The 18,762-nt window shown below is 68.8% G+C and carries 16 protein-coding genes, 1 tRNA gene and 1 riboswitch; of the genes, 5 read left to right on the top strand and 12 right to left on the bottom strand.

The window, feature by feature from the left end:
- Positions 1 to 243 precede the first annotated feature (243 nt).
- The gene (locus OG747_RS26880; RefSeq protein WP_405881970.1) at positions 244 to 1,464 is read left to right on the top strand and encodes an acetyl-CoA C-acetyltransferase; all 1,221 of its coding nucleotides are present in this window, start codon (positions 244 to 246) and stop codon (positions 1,462 to 1,464) included.
- A gap of 284 nt (positions 1,465 to 1,748) precedes the next feature.
- Positions 1,749 to 2,561: a hypothetical protein gene (locus OG747_RS26875; protein ID WP_405881969.1), complete on the top strand. Its 813-nt coding sequence runs from the start codon at positions 1,749 to 1,751 to the stop codon at positions 2,559 to 2,561.
- Positions 2,562 to 2,710: 149 nt separating this feature from the next.
- Here OG747_RS26875 and OG747_RS26870 read toward each other — a convergent pair whose 3' ends face one another.
- Positions 2,711 to 3,022 carry a hypothetical protein gene (locus OG747_RS26870; protein ID WP_405881968.1) on the bottom strand — a complete coding sequence of 104 codons (312 nt, stop codon included), beginning with the start codon at positions 3,020 to 3,022 and terminating at the stop codon, positions 2,711 to 2,713.
- Positions 3,023 to 3,126: 104 nt separating this feature from the next.
- Here OG747_RS26870 and OG747_RS26865 point away from each other — a divergent pair, with 104 nt between their 5' ends.
- A complete protein-coding gene (locus tag OG747_RS26865) occupies positions 3,127 to 3,357 on the top strand; it encodes a DUF4287 domain-containing protein (protein ID WP_026178224.1) in 231 nt (76 codons plus the stop codon).
- A gap of 150 nt (positions 3,358 to 3,507) precedes the next feature.
- Here the strand turns inward: OG747_RS26865 and OG747_RS26860 are convergent, their stop codons facing one another.
- The 3 genes from OG747_RS26860 to OG747_RS26850 form a co-directional block, all read right to left on the bottom strand.
- Positions 3,508 to 4,386: a Bax inhibitor-1/YccA family protein gene (locus OG747_RS26860; protein ID WP_405881967.1), complete on the bottom strand. Its 879-nt coding sequence runs from the start codon at positions 4,384 to 4,386 to the stop codon at positions 3,508 to 3,510.
- Positions 4,387 to 4,618: 232 nt separating this feature from the next.
- A complete protein-coding gene (locus tag OG747_RS26855; RefSeq protein WP_405881966.1) occupies positions 4,619 to 5,845 on the bottom strand; it encodes a 4-hydroxybenzoate 3-monooxygenase in 1,227 nt (408 codons plus the stop codon).
- Between the two features lie 188 nt (positions 5,846 to 6,033).
- A tRNA-Leu gene (locus OG747_RS26850) sits at positions 6,034 to 6,116 on the bottom strand.
- Between the two features lie 392 nt (positions 6,117 to 6,508).
- Between OG747_RS26850 and OG747_RS26845 the strand changes: the two genes are divergently transcribed.
- On the top strand, positions 6,509 to 7,279 hold the full coding sequence (locus OG747_RS26845) for an ABC transporter ATP-binding protein (RefSeq protein WP_405881965.1): 771 nt from the start codon (positions 6,509 to 6,511) through the stop codon (positions 7,277 to 7,279).
- Positions 7,280 to 7,377: 98 nt separating this feature from the next.
- Complete coding sequence (locus tag OG747_RS26840) at positions 7,378 to 9,906, top strand: ABC transporter permease (protein ID WP_405881964.1); 2,529 nt, start codon at positions 7,378 to 7,380, stop codon at positions 9,904 to 9,906.
- Positions 9,907 to 10,090: 184 nt separating this feature from the next.
- On the opposite strand, the gene OG747_RS26835 is transcribed toward OG747_RS26840, so the two are convergent.
- The 8 genes from OG747_RS26835 to OG747_RS26800 form a co-directional block, all read right to left on the bottom strand.
- Complete coding sequence (locus tag OG747_RS26835) at positions 10,091 to 11,392, bottom strand: class I SAM-dependent methyltransferase (RefSeq protein ID WP_405881963.1); 1,302 nt, start codon at positions 11,390 to 11,392, stop codon at positions 10,091 to 10,093.
- A 258-nt stretch (positions 11,393 to 11,650) separates the two neighbouring features.
- Complete coding sequence (locus tag OG747_RS26830) at positions 11,651 to 13,045, bottom strand: NAD(P)/FAD-dependent oxidoreductase (RefSeq protein ID WP_405881962.1); 1,395 nt, start codon at positions 13,043 to 13,045, stop codon at positions 11,651 to 11,653.
- Between the two features lie 509 nt (positions 13,046 to 13,554).
- Positions 13,555 to 14,496 carry an exopolyphosphatase gene (locus OG747_RS26825; RefSeq protein WP_405881961.1) on the bottom strand — a complete coding sequence of 314 codons (942 nt, stop codon included), beginning with the start codon at positions 14,494 to 14,496 and terminating at the stop codon, positions 13,555 to 13,557.
- Positions 14,493 to 15,092 carry a DUF501 domain-containing protein gene (locus OG747_RS26820; protein WP_405881960.1) on the bottom strand — a complete coding sequence of 200 codons (600 nt, stop codon included), beginning with the start codon at positions 15,090 to 15,092 and terminating at the stop codon, positions 14,493 to 14,495. The genes OG747_RS26825 and OG747_RS26820 overlap by 4 nt, the downstream gene beginning before the upstream one ends.
- Positions 15,093 to 15,170: 78 nt before the next feature.
- A complete protein-coding gene (locus OG747_RS26815) occupies positions 15,171 to 15,647 on the bottom strand; it encodes a septum formation initiator family protein (RefSeq protein ID WP_405881959.1) in 477 nt (158 codons plus the stop codon).
- Between the two features lie 152 nt (positions 15,648 to 15,799).
- Complete coding sequence (gene eno / locus OG747_RS26810) at positions 15,800 to 17,095, bottom strand: phosphopyruvate hydratase (RefSeq protein WP_405881958.1); 1,296 nt, start codon at positions 17,093 to 17,095, stop codon at positions 15,800 to 15,802.
- 297 nt (positions 17,096 to 17,392) lie between these two features.
- Positions 17,393 to 18,106 (bottom strand): transglycosylase family protein, encoded by a 714-nt coding sequence (locus tag OG747_RS26805; RefSeq protein WP_405881957.1) that lies wholly within the window; start codon positions 18,104 to 18,106, stop codon positions 17,393 to 17,395.
- Positions 18,107 to 18,110: 4 nt separating this feature from the next.
- Positions 18,111 to 18,273, bottom strand: a riboswitch (cyclic di-AMP (ydaO/yuaA leader).
- A gap of 182 nt (positions 18,274 to 18,455) precedes the next feature.
- Positions 18,456 to 18,650: a hypothetical protein gene (locus tag OG747_RS26800; protein WP_405886102.1), complete on the bottom strand. Its 195-nt coding sequence runs from the start codon at positions 18,648 to 18,650 to the stop codon at positions 18,456 to 18,458.
- Positions 18,651 to 18,762: the final 112 nt, after the last annotated feature.

The raw sequence follows: 18,762 nt of genomic DNA, 5'->3' as shown, positions 1-18,762 counted from the left end.
GAAATCCACCTGAGCTTGAACGGCCTCGTCCTCGAACGCCGGACGGGCCGGGAGTCTCCAGGGGCGCGGGGCTGTGACATCGTGCGGCTCCGCCGCGTGGGCGCGACCGGCCCGGGCGAAAAAGCAAGCGCTTAGAAAAGTGCGGCCGGAGTCACACGGCCGGAGCGGTGACCTGGGCGGTACGGGCGGGTAACTTCCCAAGCAGCCAGGCCCTTCCACCCCATAGCGCCAATGGAGCCGTTGATGCCCGAAGCCGTGATCGTCTCAGCCGCCCGCTCCCCGATCGGCCGCGCCTTCAAGGGCTCTTTGAAGGACGTACGCGCCGACGACCTCACCGCCACCATCATCCAGACCGCCCTCGCCAAGGTCCCCGAACTGGACCCCAAGGACATCGACGACCTGATGCTCGGCTGCGGCCTCCCCGGCGGCGAGCAGGGCAACAACCTCGGCCGCATCGTCGCCGTACAGATGGGCATGGACCACCTCCCCGGCTGCACCATCACCCGTTACTGTTCCTCCTCCCTCCAGACCACCCGCATGGCCCTGCACGCCATCAAGGCCGGCGAGGGCGATGTCTTCATCTCGGCCGGCGTCGAGATGGTCTCCCGCTTCACCAAGGGCAACTCCGACTCCCTCCCCGACACGCGCAACCCCTTCTTCGCCGAGGCGGAGGCCCGCACCGAGGCCGTGGCCCAGAGCGAGGGCTCCACCTGGCACGACCCGCGCGAGGACGGCCTCGTCCCCGACGCGTACATCGCGATGGGCCAGACCGCCGAGAACCTCGCCCGCATCAAGGGCGTCACCCGCCAGGACATGGACGAGTTCGGCGTCCGCTCCCAGAACCTCGCCGAGGAAGCCATCAAGAACGGCTTCTGGGAGCGCGAGATCACCCCGATCACCACCCCCGACGGGACGGTCGTCAGCAAGGACGACGGTCCGCGCGCGGGCGTGACGCTGGAGGGTGTCCAGGGTCTGAAGCCCGTCTTCCGCCCCGACGGCATGGTCACGGCCGCCAACTGCTGCCCCCTCAACGACGGCGCCGCCGCCCTCGTGATCATGTCCGACACGAAGGCCCGCGAGCTCGGCCTCACCCCGCTCGCCCGGATCGTCTCGACCGGCGTCACCGGCCTCTCCCCCGAGATCATGGGCCTCGGCCCGGTGGAGGCCAGCAAGCAGGCGCTCCGGCGCGCCGGCCTGAGCGTCGACGACATCGACCTCTTCGAGATCAACGAGGCCTTCGCCGCCCAGGTGATCCCCTCCTACCGCGACCTGAACATCCCGCTGGACAAGCTGAACGTGAACGGCGGCGCCATCGCCGTCGGCCACCCCTTCGGCATGACCGGCGCCCGCATCACCGGCACGCTCATCAACTCCCTCCAGTTCCACGACAAGCAGTTCGGTCTGGAGACGATGTGCGTCGGCGGCGGCCAGGGCATGGCGATGGTCATCGAGCGCCTCAGCTGAACCCGTTCCCGTAACGGCGACTGAACCCGGCGTGACCGGATCGGCCCGGAGCCCCGTACCCACCAGGGCTCTGGGCCGATTTGTGATCCAATCCCCCCCAAGATGTGACCTATCTCCCCCTGGAGAGCGATTTACGCAGGTCAGAGGCGTTACGCAACTAAACCTCAGGCATAAAGTCCTGTCCATTTTGTGACGTTACGCACTGACAGCTCGATGGTCCACCCTTCAAGCTGATGTAGGAAGTCGGGGGCCGACTTGGAACTGGGAGTACGTCAGTGAGCGCCATGCCGATTGCTTTGCTGCTCACCACCGCCGCGACCGCGGTCGTGGGCGTCGCCGTTCTGCGCATCCTGCGGGGTCTGCGCCGGCAGGTCGCGGCCCTGCACGCCGAACTCGCCGAGAGCAGGGCCACCGCCGCGCGCGGCCTCGTACCGGCCGCGCGCTCAGCCGCGGACGCGGACGAGATACGCGCTGCCGTGGCCGAGGCGCTCGCCGAGGAGCGGGAGCAGGAGCTCGCCGAGGCACGGGCGTTCTGGGCCGCCCAGGAGGCACGTGACGCCTCGGACGCGCCCTCGCTGCTCGGGCTGCCCGACAGCGAACTGTTCCTGCCCCGCCACTCGGACTTCGCGGGCCTGGAGCCCCTGGAACCGGTGACCGAGGCCGGCCTCGACGCCGACGAGTACTTCCCCAAGGACTTCGTGCAGGGAGGCACCACCAGCGACTCGCCCGAACTGGCCGCCGCCCGCCGCCGCCACCCCTCGCACCCCGACTTCGTACCGGTCCAGTCACCCGTCGTGAACGACCACGAACGCACGGTCGCCTGCCTGGAGGAGCTCGCCGAGTCCCGCACGGAGCTGGCCGATGTCCGCCCCGGCCCCCTCGGCACCCTCGACGTCTACGTCTTCGCCGACGGTACGACCCTGTGCATGACCCCCGGCCACCGCGAAACCGCCGAGCGGCTGTCCGCGGCCCTCGCCGCAGGCGAAAGCCCGGTCCTCCTGGGCGGCTCCGGCATCTCCGGCGCCTACGCCCTGACCTTCGCCTGCGGCGAGGAGAGCATCTACGTCCTGGCGGACCGGGTCATAGCGTCACTGTAGAAACACACTCAGTGGGAGCGCCCCGTAAGGGGCGCGCGGGCTGTCACCTGGCGGCTCCGCCGCGACCTGTGCGGCTCCGCCGCGACCTGTGCGGCTCCGCCGCGCGGGCGCGAGCAACCCCGGACGGCCGGCAGTCGGCGGACCCGCCGTCACACCCCCGCCCTCTTCTGCGCTTCCTCCACAAGACCCACAGCCTCCGCGAGCTGTCCCTCGTCCCGCAGCACGAGCGCCAAGTCATGCCCCGCGACGGTGATTTGATCGGCGGCGGCGAACATCCCCGCGTCAGGCATCTCATGAGGCTCCCCGGACGGGTCCTCCAGCCGCTGGGCACGCAGTGCCAACTCCCTGGCCAGCCCCAGCGCCTCGGCGGCGGCCCCCCGTTGCAGCCGGCTCTGCGGAGCGGCCCGCAACCGGTCGGCGAAGTGGTCCACGGCTCGCGTCAACGGCGTCGTATCAAGCACGCCGCGAGACTACGCGCCGCGACGGGACTGTTGCCAACAACCCAACCCTCAGGCACGGTGGCGTGAAGGACCGGCTTACATCCCCATTGCGTCCGGAGGCGCCGATGTCCCAAGTGTTCTCCCAGGAGACCCATCGCAATCTGCTCGCCCGCATCCCCCACTGCACCGGTCGTGAAGTCTCCGACTGGCTGCGCACCGTCGACGAAGGCCCCGCCCTCTTCCGCTTCGAGGAGAAGGTCAGCTGGCTCCGCGCCGAGCACGACCTCGCGTACGGCCACGCCAAGGCGATCATTCACGAGTACGACTTGAGGAGGGCCGCGCGCAAACTGCTCTGAGCGCGCACCACCGAGACCGGACGACCAGGCATCCGAACGAAGCGTTCGAACGAATCATGCGGTGAAGCATGCGAATGAAGCATGCGAACGACGAAGGGCCCGCGAACCGGTGGTTCGCGGGCCCTTCAGACGTTACCGCTCGGCTGCTCGCTAGTCGTTGCTACTGAAGATGGCGACCAGTCGCAGCATCTCGACGTAGATCCACACGAGGGTCATGGTCAGACCGAACGCGGCCAGCCAGGCCTCCTCCTTCGGCGCGCCGTACGCGACGCCGTCCTCGATCTGCTTGAAGTCGAGGGTCAGGAAGAACGCGCCGATCAGGATCGCCAGGATGCCGACGATCGCGCCCAGCGGGCCCATGCTGCGCAGTCCGCCGTCCTCGGCGACGCCGAAGGCGACAAGCAGCAGGTTGACCGCCATGACGACCACGAAGGCGATGGCGATGGACATACCGATGCGCGCGTACCGCGCGGTCACGCGAATCCAGCCCGCCTTGTAGACGAGGAGGGTCGCGCCGGAGACCGCCATGGTGCCGAGCACCGCCTGGAACGGCGCGCCGTTCCACCGGCTGTTGTAGATCTCGCTGATGACCCCGAGGAAGACGCCCTCGAAGGCGGCGTAACCGAGGATCAGCGCGGGCGAGACCGTGCGCTTGAAGGACTGCACCATGGCCAGCACGAACGCGACCAGGCCGGAGGCGGCCGCGAGTCCGTAACTCGTGTTGGACACCGGAAGCAGCGCCCAGGCCAGGATGGCGCCGACGGTGACGGTGCCGAGCGTCATGGCCGAGCGCATGACGACGTCGTCCATCGTCATCCGGCCGGTGGAGGCCGGGGCCTGCGGCGGGGCGCCCTGCAGGTCCTGCTGGGCGTAAGGGTTCTGCGCGTAGGGGTTGCCGCCCTGCTGGGCGTACGGGTTGGCCTGCGTGCCGACAGCGGGTCCCCCGGCCTGCGGCGCCGCGTTGAATCCCGCGTAGCCGTTGTCGCGGCTGAACCCCCGTCGCGAGAAGACCGGGTTGCTGCTCCTCATTTCGCTCCTCCATGGCCATGGTGCATGGCCTTGGCCTCAAGAGTAATAGGTAGGCAAAGGGTTGACCCTAGTGCTTGGGGAGGATCTTTCCCTCGCCCTGCCAAGGTACGCGTGTGTCCCATGACCTGCGAGCACTGGTACCAAGCCGTGACAGGGCCCTTAGGCCGTGCTTAGCCCGTCCGTGACGTCCGTGAGTCCGCGACCGGCTCTTCGCCCCGTCTCGGTCCAGGTCTCAGTCCAGGGGAAACCCGGTGTACCCCTCGGCGAGGTCCGTCTCGGCCGCCCGGGACCCGGCGACCCTGCGCAGCCGGGCCAGTTGGAGGCGGTCCTCGAAGGAGGTGGCGTCGGGGGCGCGGTGCAGCAGGGTCGTCATGTCGTACGAGAACCGCTCGGCCTGCCAGACGCGGCGCAGACAGGTCTCGGAATACGCGTCGAGGCGTTCCGCCGATCCGGTCTCCTCCAGGTGGACGAGCGCGCGGGCGAAGGTGACGACGTCTCCGACGGCGAGGTTGAGTCCCTTGGCGCCGGTCGGCGGGACGATGTGGGCGGCGTCCCCGGCGAGGAAGAGCCGCCCGTGCCGCATGGGTTCATGGACGTAGCTGCGCATGGGGGTGACGGACTTGGAGGTGATGGGTCCGCGCTCCAGCCGCCAGTCGTCGGCGGTCTCGAAGCGCCGCTCCAGCTCGTCCCAGATCTCCTCGTCCGCCCACGCCTCGGCGTCCGTGCCCTCGGGCACCTGGAGGTAGAGCCGGGAGACGAAGGATCCGATAGGGAGCGAAGCGACTTCCTTGGAAGGGTGGTGGCGGGTGACGGGCGGGCGCATGCTGAGCAGGGCGAAGCCGCGGTCGTGGTGGGCGTAGACCAGTTCGTCGTGGGAGGGCGGCACATCGGCGAGGATGCCGAGCCAGCCGAAGGGGTACGTCCGTTCGAAGACGCGGGAGAGTTCGGCGGGTACCGCCTTCCGGGCGACCCCCCAGAAGCCGTCGCAGCCGACGACGTAATCGCACTCGAGTATGTCCTCGCGCCCGTCGTGGCGGAAGCGGACGCGCGGCCGTTCACTCTCCGCCCCCTCCACGGCCAGCGCCTCGGCCTCGAAGAGCAGCGGTCCGCCCTCCCCCAGCTGGAGCGCGATGAGGTCCTTGCAGACCTCGGTCTGGGCGTACACCATCACGGAGCTGCCGCCGGTGAGGGCGGGGAAGTCGACCCGGTGCCGCTCCCGTTCGAACCGCAGCTCGATCCCGTCGTGCCGCAGCCCTTCCCGGTCCATCCGCTCCCCGGCCCCGGCGGCCCGCAGCACGTCCACCGTCCCCTGCTCCAGGATTCCGGCGCGCTGCCGCTGCTCCACGTACGCCCGGTCGCGACTCTCCAGCACCACGGAGCCGATCCCCGCGTTGCGCAGCAGCCGCGCCAGCAGCAGACCGGCCGGCCCGGCTCCGATGATCCCGACGGTGGTACGCATCCGGCACGCCCCTTCGCGTTCCGCTCAAGTCTGTTCGTCTGGTGAAATTTGCTTCACCAATTCCTGACGGGAGTCTCCGACCGCACGCGCTTGCTGTCAACGGTTCGCGATGGAGTCGTCAGAGGCGTCCATGGCGTCCATCGACGAGAAACGCCCATGAGGGATGTAAGGGACAGAAGTGTCGGAGGTGCCCGGAACCGGACTTGAACCGGTACGCCCGCGAGGGGCAGCGAGGTTTAAGCTCGCCGTGTCTGCATTCCACCATCCGGGCAGGCCATGGGCTCCGCATCGAGGTTCCGAGCCTATCGGGGCGCATCCCTCGAACAACGAACGGGCGAACCGATGTTGTCTTATTTTATTGACGTCTGAGGGTGCATCAGCCCTCGGTACGGGCCATCCGCACTTGCCAATAGCCTTTCGGGCGGCGAGAGCCCGCGTATACGGAATGACGGAATTTCACCGCCCGAACGGACGCACTCCCTCAAGTCGTACCCCGACGCCACTCAGGGAGCGCCCTCATCCCCAGGTATGAGACGGCCGTTCGCGGTCCGACCCCAGGCTGCCCCCGGAACCGGAACAGCGGCTGACTACACAGCGCCGAACACCCGCGACGATGGGACACGTCCCCAAAAAACGCCGTCGTCCCGACAGGAGCACCCTCCCGTGACCAGCACACCCCTAGCCGACCGGGCCACCACGGTGGCCGCCCGCGCCACGGAACTGTCGAAGGTCTACGGACAGGGCGAGACCCAGGTGGTCGCCCTCGACCAGGTCTCCGTCGACTTCCGGCAGGCCGAGTTCACCGCGATCATGGGCCCGTCGGGGTCCGGCAAGTCCACGCTGATGCACTGCGTGGCGGGCCTCGACACCTTCTCCTCCGGCTCCGTGCGCATCGGCGAGACCGAGCTGGGCTCCCTCAAGGACAAGCAGCTCACCAAGCTGCGCCGGGACAAGATCGGCTTCATCTTCCAGGCGTTCAACCTGCTGCCGACGCTGACGGCCCTGGAGAACATCACCCTTCCGATGGACATCGCGGGCCGCAAGCCCGACCGGGAGTGGCTCGACAAGGTCATCACGATGATCGGCCTCGCCGACCGCCTCAGCCACCGGCCCTCCCAGCTCTCCGGCGGCCAGCAGCAGCGCGTCGCCGTCGCCCGCGCCCTCGCCTCCCGGCCCGACATCATCTTCGGCGACGAGCCGACCGGAAACCTCGACTCACGCTCCGGCGCGGAGGTGCTGGGCTTCCTGCGCAACTCCGTACGGGAGTTGGGGCAGACCGTGGTGATGGTGACCCACGACCCGGTGGCGGCGGCGTACGCGGACCGGGTCGTCTTCCTCGCGGACGGACGGATCGTGGACGAGGTGCACGGGCCGACGGCGGACTCCGTCCTGGACCGCATGAAGCAGTTCGACGCCAAGGGCCGCACCAGCTGAGGCAGAGGCAACTCGCCCCCGCCGCCTCCCGAACCCGGAGGCCGCGCGACCAGCCCCCACCCGCCGACAACCTCACCCTCCTGGACTGAGAAAACCCCATGTTCCGTACCGCCTTGCGCAACGTGCTCGCGCACAAGGCCAGGCTCCTGATGACCGTGCTCGCCGTGATGCTCGGCGTGGCGTTCGTCTCGGGAACCCTGGTCTTCACCAACACCATCTCGGACGCCTACCAGAAGAGTTCCGCCAAGGGCTTCGACCAGGTCGACGTCGCCATCCAGCCCGAGAGCCAGGAAGACAAGGGCGACACGGTCGGCAAGGAGCAGAAGCTCACGCAGGCACTGCTCGCCAAAGCCGCCAAGGTCCCCGGCGCCGGCACCACCGTCGGTGTCGTGAACGGCTTCACCGCCATAGCCGACAAGAACGGCAAGCTCGTCGGCGGCGGCTTCCAGTCGCAAGGCGGCAACTACTGGGGCAGCAAGGACGCCCGCTACCCGCTGACCAGCGGGCACGCGCCCAAGGGCAAGAACGAGGTCGCGATCGACTCGGAGACCGCGAAGCGCGCGGGCTACAAGGTCGGCGACACCGTACGGCTGTCCGTCGACGGCCCCGTCCTCACCCCCACCGTCGTCGGCATCTTCACCACCGACGACGGCAACGTCGCCGCCGGCGGCAGCCTCGCCCTCTTCGACACGGCGACCGCGCAGCGGTTCTTCCACCGGGTCGGCGAGTACGACGAGATCGATGTGAAGGCGGCCTCCGGCACCAGCCAGACCGCCCTGCGCGGCGCCCTCGACCAGGTCGTCCCGAAGAACGTCGCCTCCACCATCACCGGCAAGCAGCTCGCCGACGACCAGGCGAGCGCGATCGCCTCCGCGATGAGCGGCATGAAGACCGGCCTGCTGGTCTTCGCGGGCATCGCGCTGTTCGTCGGTACGTTCATCATCGCCAACACCTTCACCATGCTGGTCGCCCAGCGCACCAGGGAACTCGCCCTGCTGCGCGCCGTCGGCGCCTCCCGCCGCCAGGTCACCCGGTCCGTGCTCGTCGAGGCCTTCGTCGTCGGCGCGGTCGCGGCGGTGACGGGTCTGGTCGCGGGCATCGGCATCGGCGCGGGCATGCGCTCGCTGATGGGCTCGCTCGGCGCGACCGTCCCGGACGGCCCGCTGATCATCTCCCCCGGCACGGTCGCCACGGCCCTGCTCGTCGGCATCCTCATCACCATGCTCGCCGCCTGGCTGCCCGGCCGCCGCGCCGCGAGGATCCCGCCGGTCGCCGCGATGAGCAGCGTGCACGCACAGGCCACGACGAAGACCCTGGTCGTACGGAACACGATCGGCGCCGTGTTCGCCGCGGCCGGTGTCGCCGTCGTCCTGTACGCGACGACCATGAGCGGCTCGGACGGCCAGGCCCCGATGGGCCTCGGCGCGGTCCTGCTCATCATCGGCGTCTTCGTCCTGACCCCGCTGCTCTCCCGCCCCCTGATCGCGGCCGCGGCCCCGGTGCTCCGCGTCTTCGGGGTCTCCGGCAAGCTGGCCCGCCAGAACTCGGTGCGCAGCCCGCGCCGTACGGCCGCCACCGCCTCCGCCCTGATGATCGGACTCACCCTGATCACCGGGATGACGGTGATGGCGGGCAGCCTGCAGAAGTCGATCGACAAGATGGCCAGCTCCGCGATCAAGGCGGACTACGTCGTGTCGATGGCGAACCGCAGCCCCCTCTCCCCTGAGGTCGAGAAGACCCTCGCAGGCCTCGACTCGGTCACCGACACCAGCTCCCTGCGCAACGCGCCCTCACGCATCGACGGCACGACCGAGTACCTGACGGGCGTCAACGGCAAGTCCATCGCCAAGCTCACCGACCTCACACTCGACGAGGGCGCCTTCAAGGTCGGCGGCACCCAGGTCGTCGTCGACGACGACACCGCCAAGTCGCACGGCTGGAAGGCCGGTTCGGACTTCACGGTCTCGTACGAGGACGGCAAGAAGCAGCACCTCACCGTCGCCGGGGTCTACCAGGGCAACGAGATGATCAACGGCATCATGCTCGACAACGCGACCCTCTCGCCGCACCAGACCGACGCCTCCGACATGCAGGTCATGCTGAAGACGTCCAGCGGCACGTCCGACGCGACCAAGAACAAACTGGAGAAGGCCCTCGGCAACAACCCGGCCATCCAGGTCCAGGACAAGAAGGACATCTCCAACGGCATCGCGGCGATGTTCACCCTCATCCTGAACATGCTCTACGGCCTGCTCGCGATGGCGGTCATCGTCGCCGTCCTCGGTGTCATCAACACCCTGGCCATGTCGGTCTTCGAGCGTTCCCAGGAGATCGGGATGCTCCGCGCGATCGGCCTCGACCGCAAGGGCATCAAGCGGATGGTCCGACTGGAGTCCCTGGTCATCTCGCTCTTCGGCGGCGTGCTCGGCATCGGCCTGGGCGTGTTCTTCGGCTGGGCGGCCGGCGAACTCATCGGCAGCAAGATGTCGACGTACGAACTGGTCCTGCCCTGGGCCCGGATGGCCCTCTTCCTGCTCCTCGCGGGGACGGTCGGCGTACTGGCCGCGCTGTGGCCGGCCCGCCGGGCGGCCCGTCTGAACATGCTGACGGCGATCAAGTCGGAGTAGCCGGGGACGGGAGTAGCCGGGGACCGGTTACGTGAGCCGGTGCGCCGAGGGCCACGGTGTATGGCCCGGGGAATGTGACACTCGCGCGGAGAGTGTCACATTCCCACGGTCGCCTACCCGGCCGCAGCGGACGCGCCAACTGCGTCCGGACCGGAACGGGGCCCCGGTCGTCGGCGGGCCGCTGTCAGCGGGCGGGGTTCCAGGTCCTGGCCCGCAGCGGCATCCCGGAGGCCCCCGAGGTCCCCGGGGTCCGGACCGCCAGCACCTGGTTGACGCCGATGCGGTTGCGTTCGAAGGCGACCGCGGAGGCCGCCATGTAGAGGCGCCAGACGCGGGCGCGACCCGGGCTGGTGAGCGCTACGGCCCGCGCCCACTGCGCCTCCAGGTGGGTGACCCAGCTGCGGAGGGTGAGGGCGTAGTGCTCGCGGATCGACTCGACGTCACGGACCTCGAACCCGGCGCGTTCGAGCTGCGTGACGGTGGTGCCGACGGGCGCGAGCTCGCCGTCGGGGAAGACGTACGCGTCGATGAACTCGTCGACGGCGTAGGCCGATTCATCCCGTTGGGGCCGCCGCCCGATCTGATGATTCAGCAACCGCCCACCGGGCTTCAGAAGGTGGTGGAGCACCTCGGCATACTCCAGGTAGCGCTCGGCGCCCACGTGTTCGGCCATGCCGATGGAGGAGATCGCGTCGTACGGCCCGTCCTCGACGTCCCGGTAGTCCTGCACCCGGATCTCCACCCGGTCGGTCAGCCCCTCGTCCGCGACCCGCTTACGGGCGTACGCGGCCTGCTCGTGCGACAGCGTGACCCCGACGACGCTGACGCCGTGCTCGCGGGCGGCGTGAATCGCCATCGAGCCCCAGCCGCAGCCGATGTCGAGAAGCCGCTGCCCCGGCCTCAGGGCGAGTTTCTGGGAGATGAGTTCGAGCTTGTCGCGCTGGGCGTCCTCGAGGGTGCCGCCGTCCTGCCAGTAGGCGCACGAGTAGACCATCGAGGGCCCGAGGACGATCTCGTAGAAGTCGTTCCCCACGTCGTAGTGGTGGGTGATGGCGCTCTGGTCGCTGCGCTTGGTGTGGAGGCGGCGGCGGCGCCTGCGTGCCTCTTCCTGGGGCGGGGCGGGCGGCAGCGGGAGGCCGCCCATCTTCACCAGGCCGCGCACGGCGGCCCGTACCTGCGGGTCGCGCAGGGACTCCGCGACCCCTCGGGCGTCCTCCCCCCGTTCCCACACCAATCCCGACATCAGGTCGAGGGCGGTGTAAAGGTCGCCCTCCACTCCGAGGTCCCCGGCGACCCAGGCCCGGGCGAGGCCCACTTCGCCCGGTTTCCACAGCAGTCGGCGTACGGCGCGCCGGTTGTGCACGACGAGGGCGGGGGCGTTGGGAGGGCCGGCTTCCGAACCGTCCCAGGCGCGGATGCGCAGCGGGAGCGGGGCCCCCAGCAACTGTTCGACAAGGCTCTTCAGCCGCGGCGCGGCGTCCTGCATGGCGTACACCTCCGAGACAACACTCCCGAACGCTCCAACACCACGTAAACACCAACTGGCCTCGTGCGCAGTCCCCCTTCCGCGTTACAGCTGGGCAAAATGCCTGTACCCGCCATGTTTTTTCGCGCGCGGGTCCGCATCTTCAGGCCGACGCGGGGGTCCAGGGGGCGAGGAGCCCTGGGTGGCCCCGAACACCGAAGGGACCCCCCGCACCACGGATGGCGGAAGGCCCCTTCGGGACGGGCGGGTGACCGGAGGTCAGGAGGCCTTGGCCTTCTCCTCGGTCTTGGCGACGGAAGCCGGGGCGGCGGCGGCCGGCGCCGGCTTGGCGGCCTCGTAGAACTCCTCGCGAGGAGTCTCGATGGCACCGAGCGAGACGACCTCACGCTTGAGGAACATCGCGAGCGTCCAGTCCGCGAAGACGCGGATCTTCCGGTTCCAGGTCGGCATGGCCAGACCGTGGTAGCCACGGTGCATGTACCAGGCGAGACGACCCTTGACCTTGATCTTCGTCTTGCCCATGACGATCATCGCGACGCCCTTGTGCAGGCCGAGACCCGCGACAGCGCCCTTGTTGGCGTGCGAGTACTCCTTCTGCGGGAAGCCCCGCATACCGGAGACCACGTTGTCGCCGAGGACCTTCGCCTGACGCAGCGCGTGCTGCGCGTTCGGCGGGCACCAGGCGTTCTCGACACCGGCCTTGCGGGCGGCGACGTCCGGCACCTGGGCGTTGTCGCCGGCGGCCCAGATGTAGTCCGTGCCCTGCACCTGGAGGGTGGTCTGGGTGTCCACGTGACCGCGCGGGCCGAGCGGCAGGCCGAAGCGGGAGAGGACGGGGTTCGGCTTGACGCCGGCCGTCCACACGATCGTGTTGGAGTCGACCTCGAGGCCGTTCTTCAGAACGACGTGGCCGTCGACGCAGGAGTCCATGGACGTGGAGAGGTAGATCTCCACCCCGCGGCTCTCCAGGTGCTCCTTGCCGTACTGGCCGAGCTTGGGGCCGACCTCGGGAAGGATCTTGTCCGCGGCGTCTACGAGGACGAACCGCATGTCCTCGCGGGAGACGTTGGTGTAGTCCTTCGCCGCGTCGCGGGCCATGTCCTCGACCTCGCCGATGGTCTCCGCACCCGCGAAACCACCGCCGACGAAGACGAAGGTGAGCGCCTTGCGGCGGATGTCCTCGTTGGTCGTCGAGTCGGCCTTGTCGAGCTGCTCAAGGACGTGGTTGCGCAGACCGATGGCCTCCTCGATGCCCTTCATGCCGATGCCCTGTTCGGCGAGGCCGGGGATCGGGAAGGTGCGGGAGACCGCGCCCATCGCGATGACGAGGTAGTCGAAAGGCAGCTCGTACGCCTCGCCCACGAGGGGGGCGACCGTGGCGACCTTGCGGTCCTGGTCGATGGTGGTGACCCGACCGGTGAGGACCTCCGCCTTCGGCAGGACGCGTCGCAGCGGGACGACGACGTGCCGAGGGGAGATGCTGCCGGCGGCGGCTTCGGGGAGGAAGGGCTGGTAGGTCATGTACGACCGGGGGTCGACGACCGTGACGGTCGCCTCGCCGTAGCGCATCTTCTTGAGAATGCGCCGAGCTGCGTACAGGCCTACGTACCCACCGCCTACTACGAGGATCCTGGGACGCTCCGTGGTGCTCATGCCATCGAGTATCCACCCGCCCCTAGAGGGTCGCTCGTGCGCCCCTTCACAAGCTTGGGCATGCCCTCTGCTACACTGCGCGGCCCACGTGCCCCAGGTCATGGCGGCGGAGGGGAACCACCGTGTACTGCGTACCGCTGTCAACACCCTGTGAGCTGCCGCTCCCGGCGCCCAAAGGGGTCGAACCGCCCCTCCGCTTCACCCGCCGGAAACACTCCCGGAACGCTCCGCCGAGCACGCTCCCAAGCCCGGTGAGCCCCCCGAGAGCACCCGAGCGGCCCAGCCGCCCCTCGACAGGGTCCAATTCCTTGTGAAGAACTTCACGAAGTTTTCCGGCGGCGTGTCGCCGAGAGGGTCCGGATGGCCCTCTGGGCGCGCTCATACGTTATCCGACCTGCTCAGGAGAGGCTACCAGTGGGTAGCAAAGTCTCGTCGGAGCTGCCACGCGGGAGCCCCACACGCCCTGCCGGGACGCACAGGACTCACGCGACTCACGCGACTCACGCGACTCACGCGATGGACCACGCGATCCCGTCGAGGATGTCGTGCTCGCTCACCACGACCTCCTCCGCGCCGATCCGCTCCATGATCGAGAGCAGTACGAGGGCCCCGGCGGCGATGACGTCCACACGCCCCGGGTGCATCGAGGGGATCGCGGCCCGCTCGGCGTGGGTGGAGGCCAGCAGCGACTCGGTGATCTCACGGACCTTCTCGTACGGGACACGCGAGTGGTGGATGGCGGCCGAGTCGTACTCGGGGAGGTTCTGCGCGATGGCCGAGACCGTGGTGACCGAACCGGCGAGGCCGACGAGGGTATGGGCCTCGCGCAGGGGGACCGTCTGCTCGGCGAGGTCGAGGGCCGCCTCGATGTCGGCGCGGACGACGTCGATCTCAGCGGGGGTCGGGGGGTCGCTCACCACCCCGTCGTGCACCAGGTGCCGCTCGGTCATCCGTACACAGCCGATGTCCACGGAACGGGCGGCGCGTACGTGGTCGTCGCCGACGACGAGTTCGGTGGACCCGCCGCCGATGTCCACGACCAGATACGGCTTGGCGAGGTCGTCCCGGCCCGTCAGTTCCTTGGTCGCCCCCGTGAAGGAGAACTCGGCCTCCTGGTCGCCGGTGATGACCTCGGGCTCGACACCCAGGATGTCCAGCACACCGCGGACGAACTCGTCCCGGTTCTCGGCGTCGCGCGAGGCGGAGGTCGCCACGAAGCGCAGCCGCTCCGCGCCGCGCTCCTTGATGATCGCCGCGTACTCGCGGCAGGCCGCGAAGGTGCGGTCCAGCGCCTCGGGGGCGAGCCGTCCGGTGCGGTCGACGCCCTGACCGAGCCGGACGATGATCATCCGCCGGTCCAGCTCGACGAGTTCACCCGTCTCAGGGTTCGCGTCGGCGACGAGCAGCCGGATGGAGTTCGTACCGCAGTCGATGGCGGCGACACGGGTCACTTGTCGTCCTCCCTGTCCGTCTCGTCCAGACCGAAGAACCCGCCTCCGTTGGCACCGAGCTTCAGGATGTCCTCCTGAGTCTGCATCGGCATCACACACGGGCCCTTGGCCCACCACTCCGGCAGCATCGCGATCGCCTCGTCCCCGAGGGGGTTCACTCCCGGCCCCGCGGCCAGGGAGTGCGCCACCAGTACGTGCAGACACTTCACCCGGTCCGGCATGCCCCCCGCGCTCGGGAAGCCCTCCAGCACCTCGATGGCGTCGCGACGCGCGATGTAGTCCTCGTGGGCGGCCCGGTACGCGGCGGCCAGCTCGGGATCGGTCGCCAGCCGCTCCGTCATCTCCTTCATGACGCCGCCTGCCTCCAGCGTGCCGATCGCGGAGGCCGCCCGCGGGCACGTCAGGTAGTACGTCGTCGGGAACGGCGTACCGTCGGGCAGCCGGGGCGCCGTCTCGACCACGTCGGGCTGACCGCAGGGACAGCGGTGCGCGATCGCACGCAGCCCGCGCGGCGGCCGGCCGAGCTGTTGCTTGAATGCCTCGACGTCCGCGTCGGTCGGCTCGGTGCGCGGGGTGGGCGGCGGGGGCGTTTCCATGCCTGTGCTCAAGTCTCTTTCTTCATCAATTCACCGGTTCACCAGTTCGTCGGTTCACCAGTTCACCGGTTCGTCGGGTCAGCGGTCGGAGCGGTCCGACTTGTCGACGCCGTCCCAGACATTGGCGTACCAGGGGCGGGCTGCCACCCCCGGGTTCGTACGCGACTGCTTCGCCGCGGTCGGGTCGATCACGACGTATCCGGTCTCGCCCGGCATCACATAGTGCAGCCGTTCCCGGATCTGCTGCTTCGCGTACGCGTCGTCCTGCCAGCGCGCCTTCAGGTCACGCAGCTGTTCGACCCGCGCGCGGGCCTGCTCCCGCTGGCGCTCCAGATCGGCGATCTCGGCGCGCTGGGACACGTACTGCCTTATCGGGTAGGCCAGGGCCACGATCAAGGAACAGAGTACGAGAGCGAGGAGCGCGGCGCGGCCCGTCAGCCGCGAGCGGCGGGCCTGCCGCTTGGTCTGCGAGCGGTAGACCCGGGCCGCCGTCTGCTCGCCGAGCAGCCGCAGCCTGGTCGCGGTGGAGAACCGGTCCCTGTCCTTCCCGGCCATGAGTCCCGCCTCCCCAGTACTACGGTCCCGTCATGTGCGTACGTCCCCGCACACGGTACGGGACCGAGTACGGGGACGTACGTACGACTGGCTAAGGATGGGCCCTGCCGATGGCCATGGCTCGGCCCTGCCGAGGTCAGCCCTTGCTGTGCTTACTGGTTCGCAGAGCGAAACCGCGGGAACGCCGAGCGGCCCGCGTACACCGCGGCGTCGTCGAGGATCTCCTCGATGCGCAGCAGCTGGTTGTACTTGGCGACACGGTCCGAGCGGGCCGGGGCGCCGGTCTTGATCTGACCGCAGTTCACCGCGACGGCGAGGTCGGCGATGGTGACGTCCTCGGTCTCGCCGGAGCGGTGGGACATCATGCACTTGAAGCCGTTGCGCTGGGCCATCTCTACGGCGTCCAGGGTCTCGGTCAGCGAGCCGATCTGGTTCACCTTGACGAGCAGGGCGTTCGCGGAGCCCTCCTCGATGCCACGGGCCAGGCGCTCCGGGTTGGTGACGAAGAGGTCGTCGCCGACGATCTGGACCTTGTCGCCCAGCTTGTCGGTGATGACCTTCCAGCCGGCCCAGTCGTCCTCGTACAGCGGGTCCTCGATGGAGACCAGCGGGTACGCGGAGACGAGCTCCTCGTAGTACTCGGTCATCTCGGCGGCCGAGCGGGACTTGCCCTCGAACTCGTACTTGCCGTCCTTGTAGAACTCGGACGCGGCGACGTCGAGCGCGAGCGCGATCTGCTCGCCGGGGATGTAACCGGCCTGCTTGATGGCCTCGAGGATGAGGTCGAGCGCGGCACGGTTGGACTCCAGGTTCGGGGCGAAGCCGCCCTCGTCGCCCAGGCCGGTGGACAGACCCTTGGTCTTCAGCACCTTCTTGAGGGTGTGGTAGACCTCGGCGCCCCAGCGCAGGGCCTCGGAGAAGGACTCCGCGCCGATCGGGGCGATCATGAACTCCTGGATGTCCACGTTGGAGTCGGCGTGCGAGCCGCCGTTCAGGATGTTCATCATCGGAACGGGCAGCAGGTGCGCGTTCGGGCCGCCCAGGTAGCGGAAGAGCGGGAGGTCGGACGCCTCGGAAGCGGCGTGCGCGACGGCGAGCGAGACGCCGAGGATGGCGTTGGCGCCGAGGGAGCCCTTGTTGTCGGTGGCGTCCAGGTCGAACATCGCCTGGTCGATCAGGCGCTGCTCGGTGGCGTCGTAGCCGACGAGCTCCGGGCCGATCTGCTCGATGACGGCGAGGACGGCCTTCTCGACACCCTTGCCGCCGTAACGGTTGGGGTCACCGTCACGGAGCTCGATGGCCTCGAAGGCCCCCGTGGAGGCGCCGGACGGGACGGCGGCACGACCGGTGCTGCCGTCGTCGAGGCCGACCTCGACCTCGACCGTGGGGTTGCCTCGGGAGTCCAGGATTTCCCGGGCTACGACGACGTCGATGGACGGCACGAGCATCTCCTTCTGGGATGTGACGCGGGTAACGCGGAACCTGTGATGACTCCGCGACATGAGCCTAACCGCCCCGGGGGGATCGGCCAGCCGGTCGCCCACCCTTTGGGCAGAACTGAACGTACACATTGTTTCAGAACGGAACAAAAACGGAAACAAAAAACCCCGCTCCAGTGCGTACGGGGGAACACGCACCGGAGCGGGGGGCCCGTGGGGACGGGGGGTGGTCCTCATCGGTGTCTCCAGTGTGGAGACCCCTTCTATGAGGGACCTGTCATTCAGCTGGGGCGAAGCTGCCGATCATCAGCCGAGGTGCAGCTGCTGACCCGGGTAGATGAAGTCCGCGTCGTCGATGATGTCCTTGTTCAGCTTGAACAGCTGCTGCCAGCCACCCTTGACCTTCTTCTTCTCGGCGATCGAGCCGAGGGTGTCGCCCTTGACGACCTTGTACGCGCCGTCGCCCTTCTTGACCTTCTTGCCGGTCGGGGTGGACACGGTCTTCTCGACGGCCGGGCGGGTCGCCGAACGGGAGGCCGCGGTGTCCGCCGACCGGGTGGTACCGGCGCTCGCCGAGCTGGAAGAGCCCGAAGAGGTGGAGGGGGTGGACGGGCTGGACGGGGTGCCGCTCGCACCACCGGTGTACGCGGCGCTCGACAGACCCGTGCCGCAGGTCGGCCAGGCGCCCTTGCCCTGCGCGGCGAGGACCTTCTCGCCGATGGTGATCTGCTCGGACTTGGAGGCCTGGTCGGCGGTGGAGGAGTACGCGGTGCCGCCGTACGCGGCCCAGGTGGAGGCCGAGAACTGCAGACCGCCGTAGTAGCCGTTACCGGTGTTGATGGACCAGTTGCCGCCGGACTCGCACTGGGCGACGGTGTCCCACTCGGAGGTGGTGGCGGCGGAGGCGCTGCCGGCCGCCATCAGCGGGGCGGCGATGGCGATGCCGGTGACACCGGCGAGCGTGGCGATACGGGTGGCCTTGTTCGGACGGCGGTGCTTGCCCTTGCTGGAAAGCAGCATGGAGTGATCCCCTCACCGACGCCTGCGAGGTGAGCTGTCGGGTTCGGGCGGGTGAGTGCCCGGCCGTGCGCTCTGGGCGCACGGCTTCACCCCAAGCCGCTCCGGTCAACTACCGGGCGCGGCGCTTACCTTGGGTCCCCCGCTCCTGCCTACGGCGCTGACGCGTCGACTGTTCCCGTGCGGCCGTTGGCAGGATTCGGCGTTGCGACCGTCGGGGCCCGCTGTGGCGAGCGGTGATGACCGTAAGCAGTCGATCCGGTGAATTCCAAAGACGATCAGGGCCTTTGAGATCCATATCTCACTCGCGCCAAACCGGACATTCCACGACGAACCATGACGTGAACTGCCCCTACTTTTCGCCCGATTGAGCACCAACTGCAAGGCTCTGACCGGGAAGGATGAGGTTCGGGTCGACGCCGACGGTCTTCTTGTTCGTGTCGTACAACTCGGTCCATCCGCCTTCGAGATCAAGGGCGTCGGCGATGGTGCAGAGGCTGTCTCCGATACGAACGACGTACAAACCGTCGATGACCTCACGGGACACACCGGAGTCGCGGGAGGCATGCCGGCCGGAGGCGTCGTCGGTACGACCGTCCAGCAGACTGTCGGTCGCACTCTCGTCGGCGCTGCCGCCGCGGTGACGTCCGGCGCCGGTC

This window comes from Streptomyces sp. NBC_01384, assembly GCF_045040035.1.
Lineage (GTDB): Bacteria > Actinomycetota > Actinomycetes > Streptomycetales > Streptomycetaceae > Streptomyces.
This window is presented reverse-complemented; position numbering and strand designations above follow the sequence as displayed.

Bases quoted from the DNA above. Each gene is read 5' to 3' on its own strand.
- OG747_RS26880 (WP_405881970.1), top strand. From the start codon at position 244: ATGCCCGAAGCCGTGATCGTCTCAGCCGCCCGCTCCCCGATCGGCCGC.
- OG747_RS26875 (WP_405881969.1), top strand. From the start codon at position 1,749: ATGCCGATTGCTTTGCTGCTCACCACCGCCGCGACCGCGGTCGTGGGC.
- OG747_RS26865 (WP_026178224.1), top strand. From the start codon at position 3,127: ATGTCCCAAGTGTTCTCCCAGGAGACCCATCGCAATCTGCTCGCCCGC.
- OG747_RS26860 (WP_405881967.1), bottom strand. From the start codon at position 4,386: ATGAGGAGCAGCAACCCGGTCTTCTCGCGACGGGGGTTCAGCCGCGAC.
- OG747_RS26855 (WP_405881966.1), bottom strand. From the start codon at position 5,845: ATGCGTACCACCGTCGGGATCATCGGAGCCGGGCCGGCCGGTCTGCTG.
- OG747_RS26840 (WP_405881964.1), top strand. From the start codon at position 7,378: ATGTTCCGTACCGCCTTGCGCAACGTGCTCGCGCACAAGGCCAGGCTC.
- OG747_RS26835 (WP_405881963.1), bottom strand. From the start codon at position 11,392: ATGCAGGACGCCGCGCCGCGGCTGAAGAGCCTTGTCGAACAGTTGCTG.
- OG747_RS26830 (WP_405881962.1), bottom strand. From the start codon at position 13,045: ATGAGCACCACGGAGCGTCCCAGGATCCTCGTAGTAGGCGGTGGGTAC.
- OG747_RS26820 (WP_405881960.1), bottom strand. From the start codon at position 15,092: ATGGAAACGCCCCCGCCGCCCACCCCGCGCACCGAGCCGACCGACGCG.
- OG747_RS26815 (WP_405881959.1), bottom strand. From the start codon at position 15,647: ATGGCCGGGAAGGACAGGGACCGGTTCTCCACCGCGACCAGGCTGCGG.
- eno (WP_405881958.1), bottom strand. From the start codon at position 17,095: ATGCTCGTGCCGTCCATCGACGTCGTCGTAGCCCGGGAAATCCTGGAC.
- OG747_RS26805 (WP_405881957.1), bottom strand. From the start codon at position 18,106: ATGCTGCTTTCCAGCAAGGGCAAGCACCGCCGTCCGAACAAGGCCACC.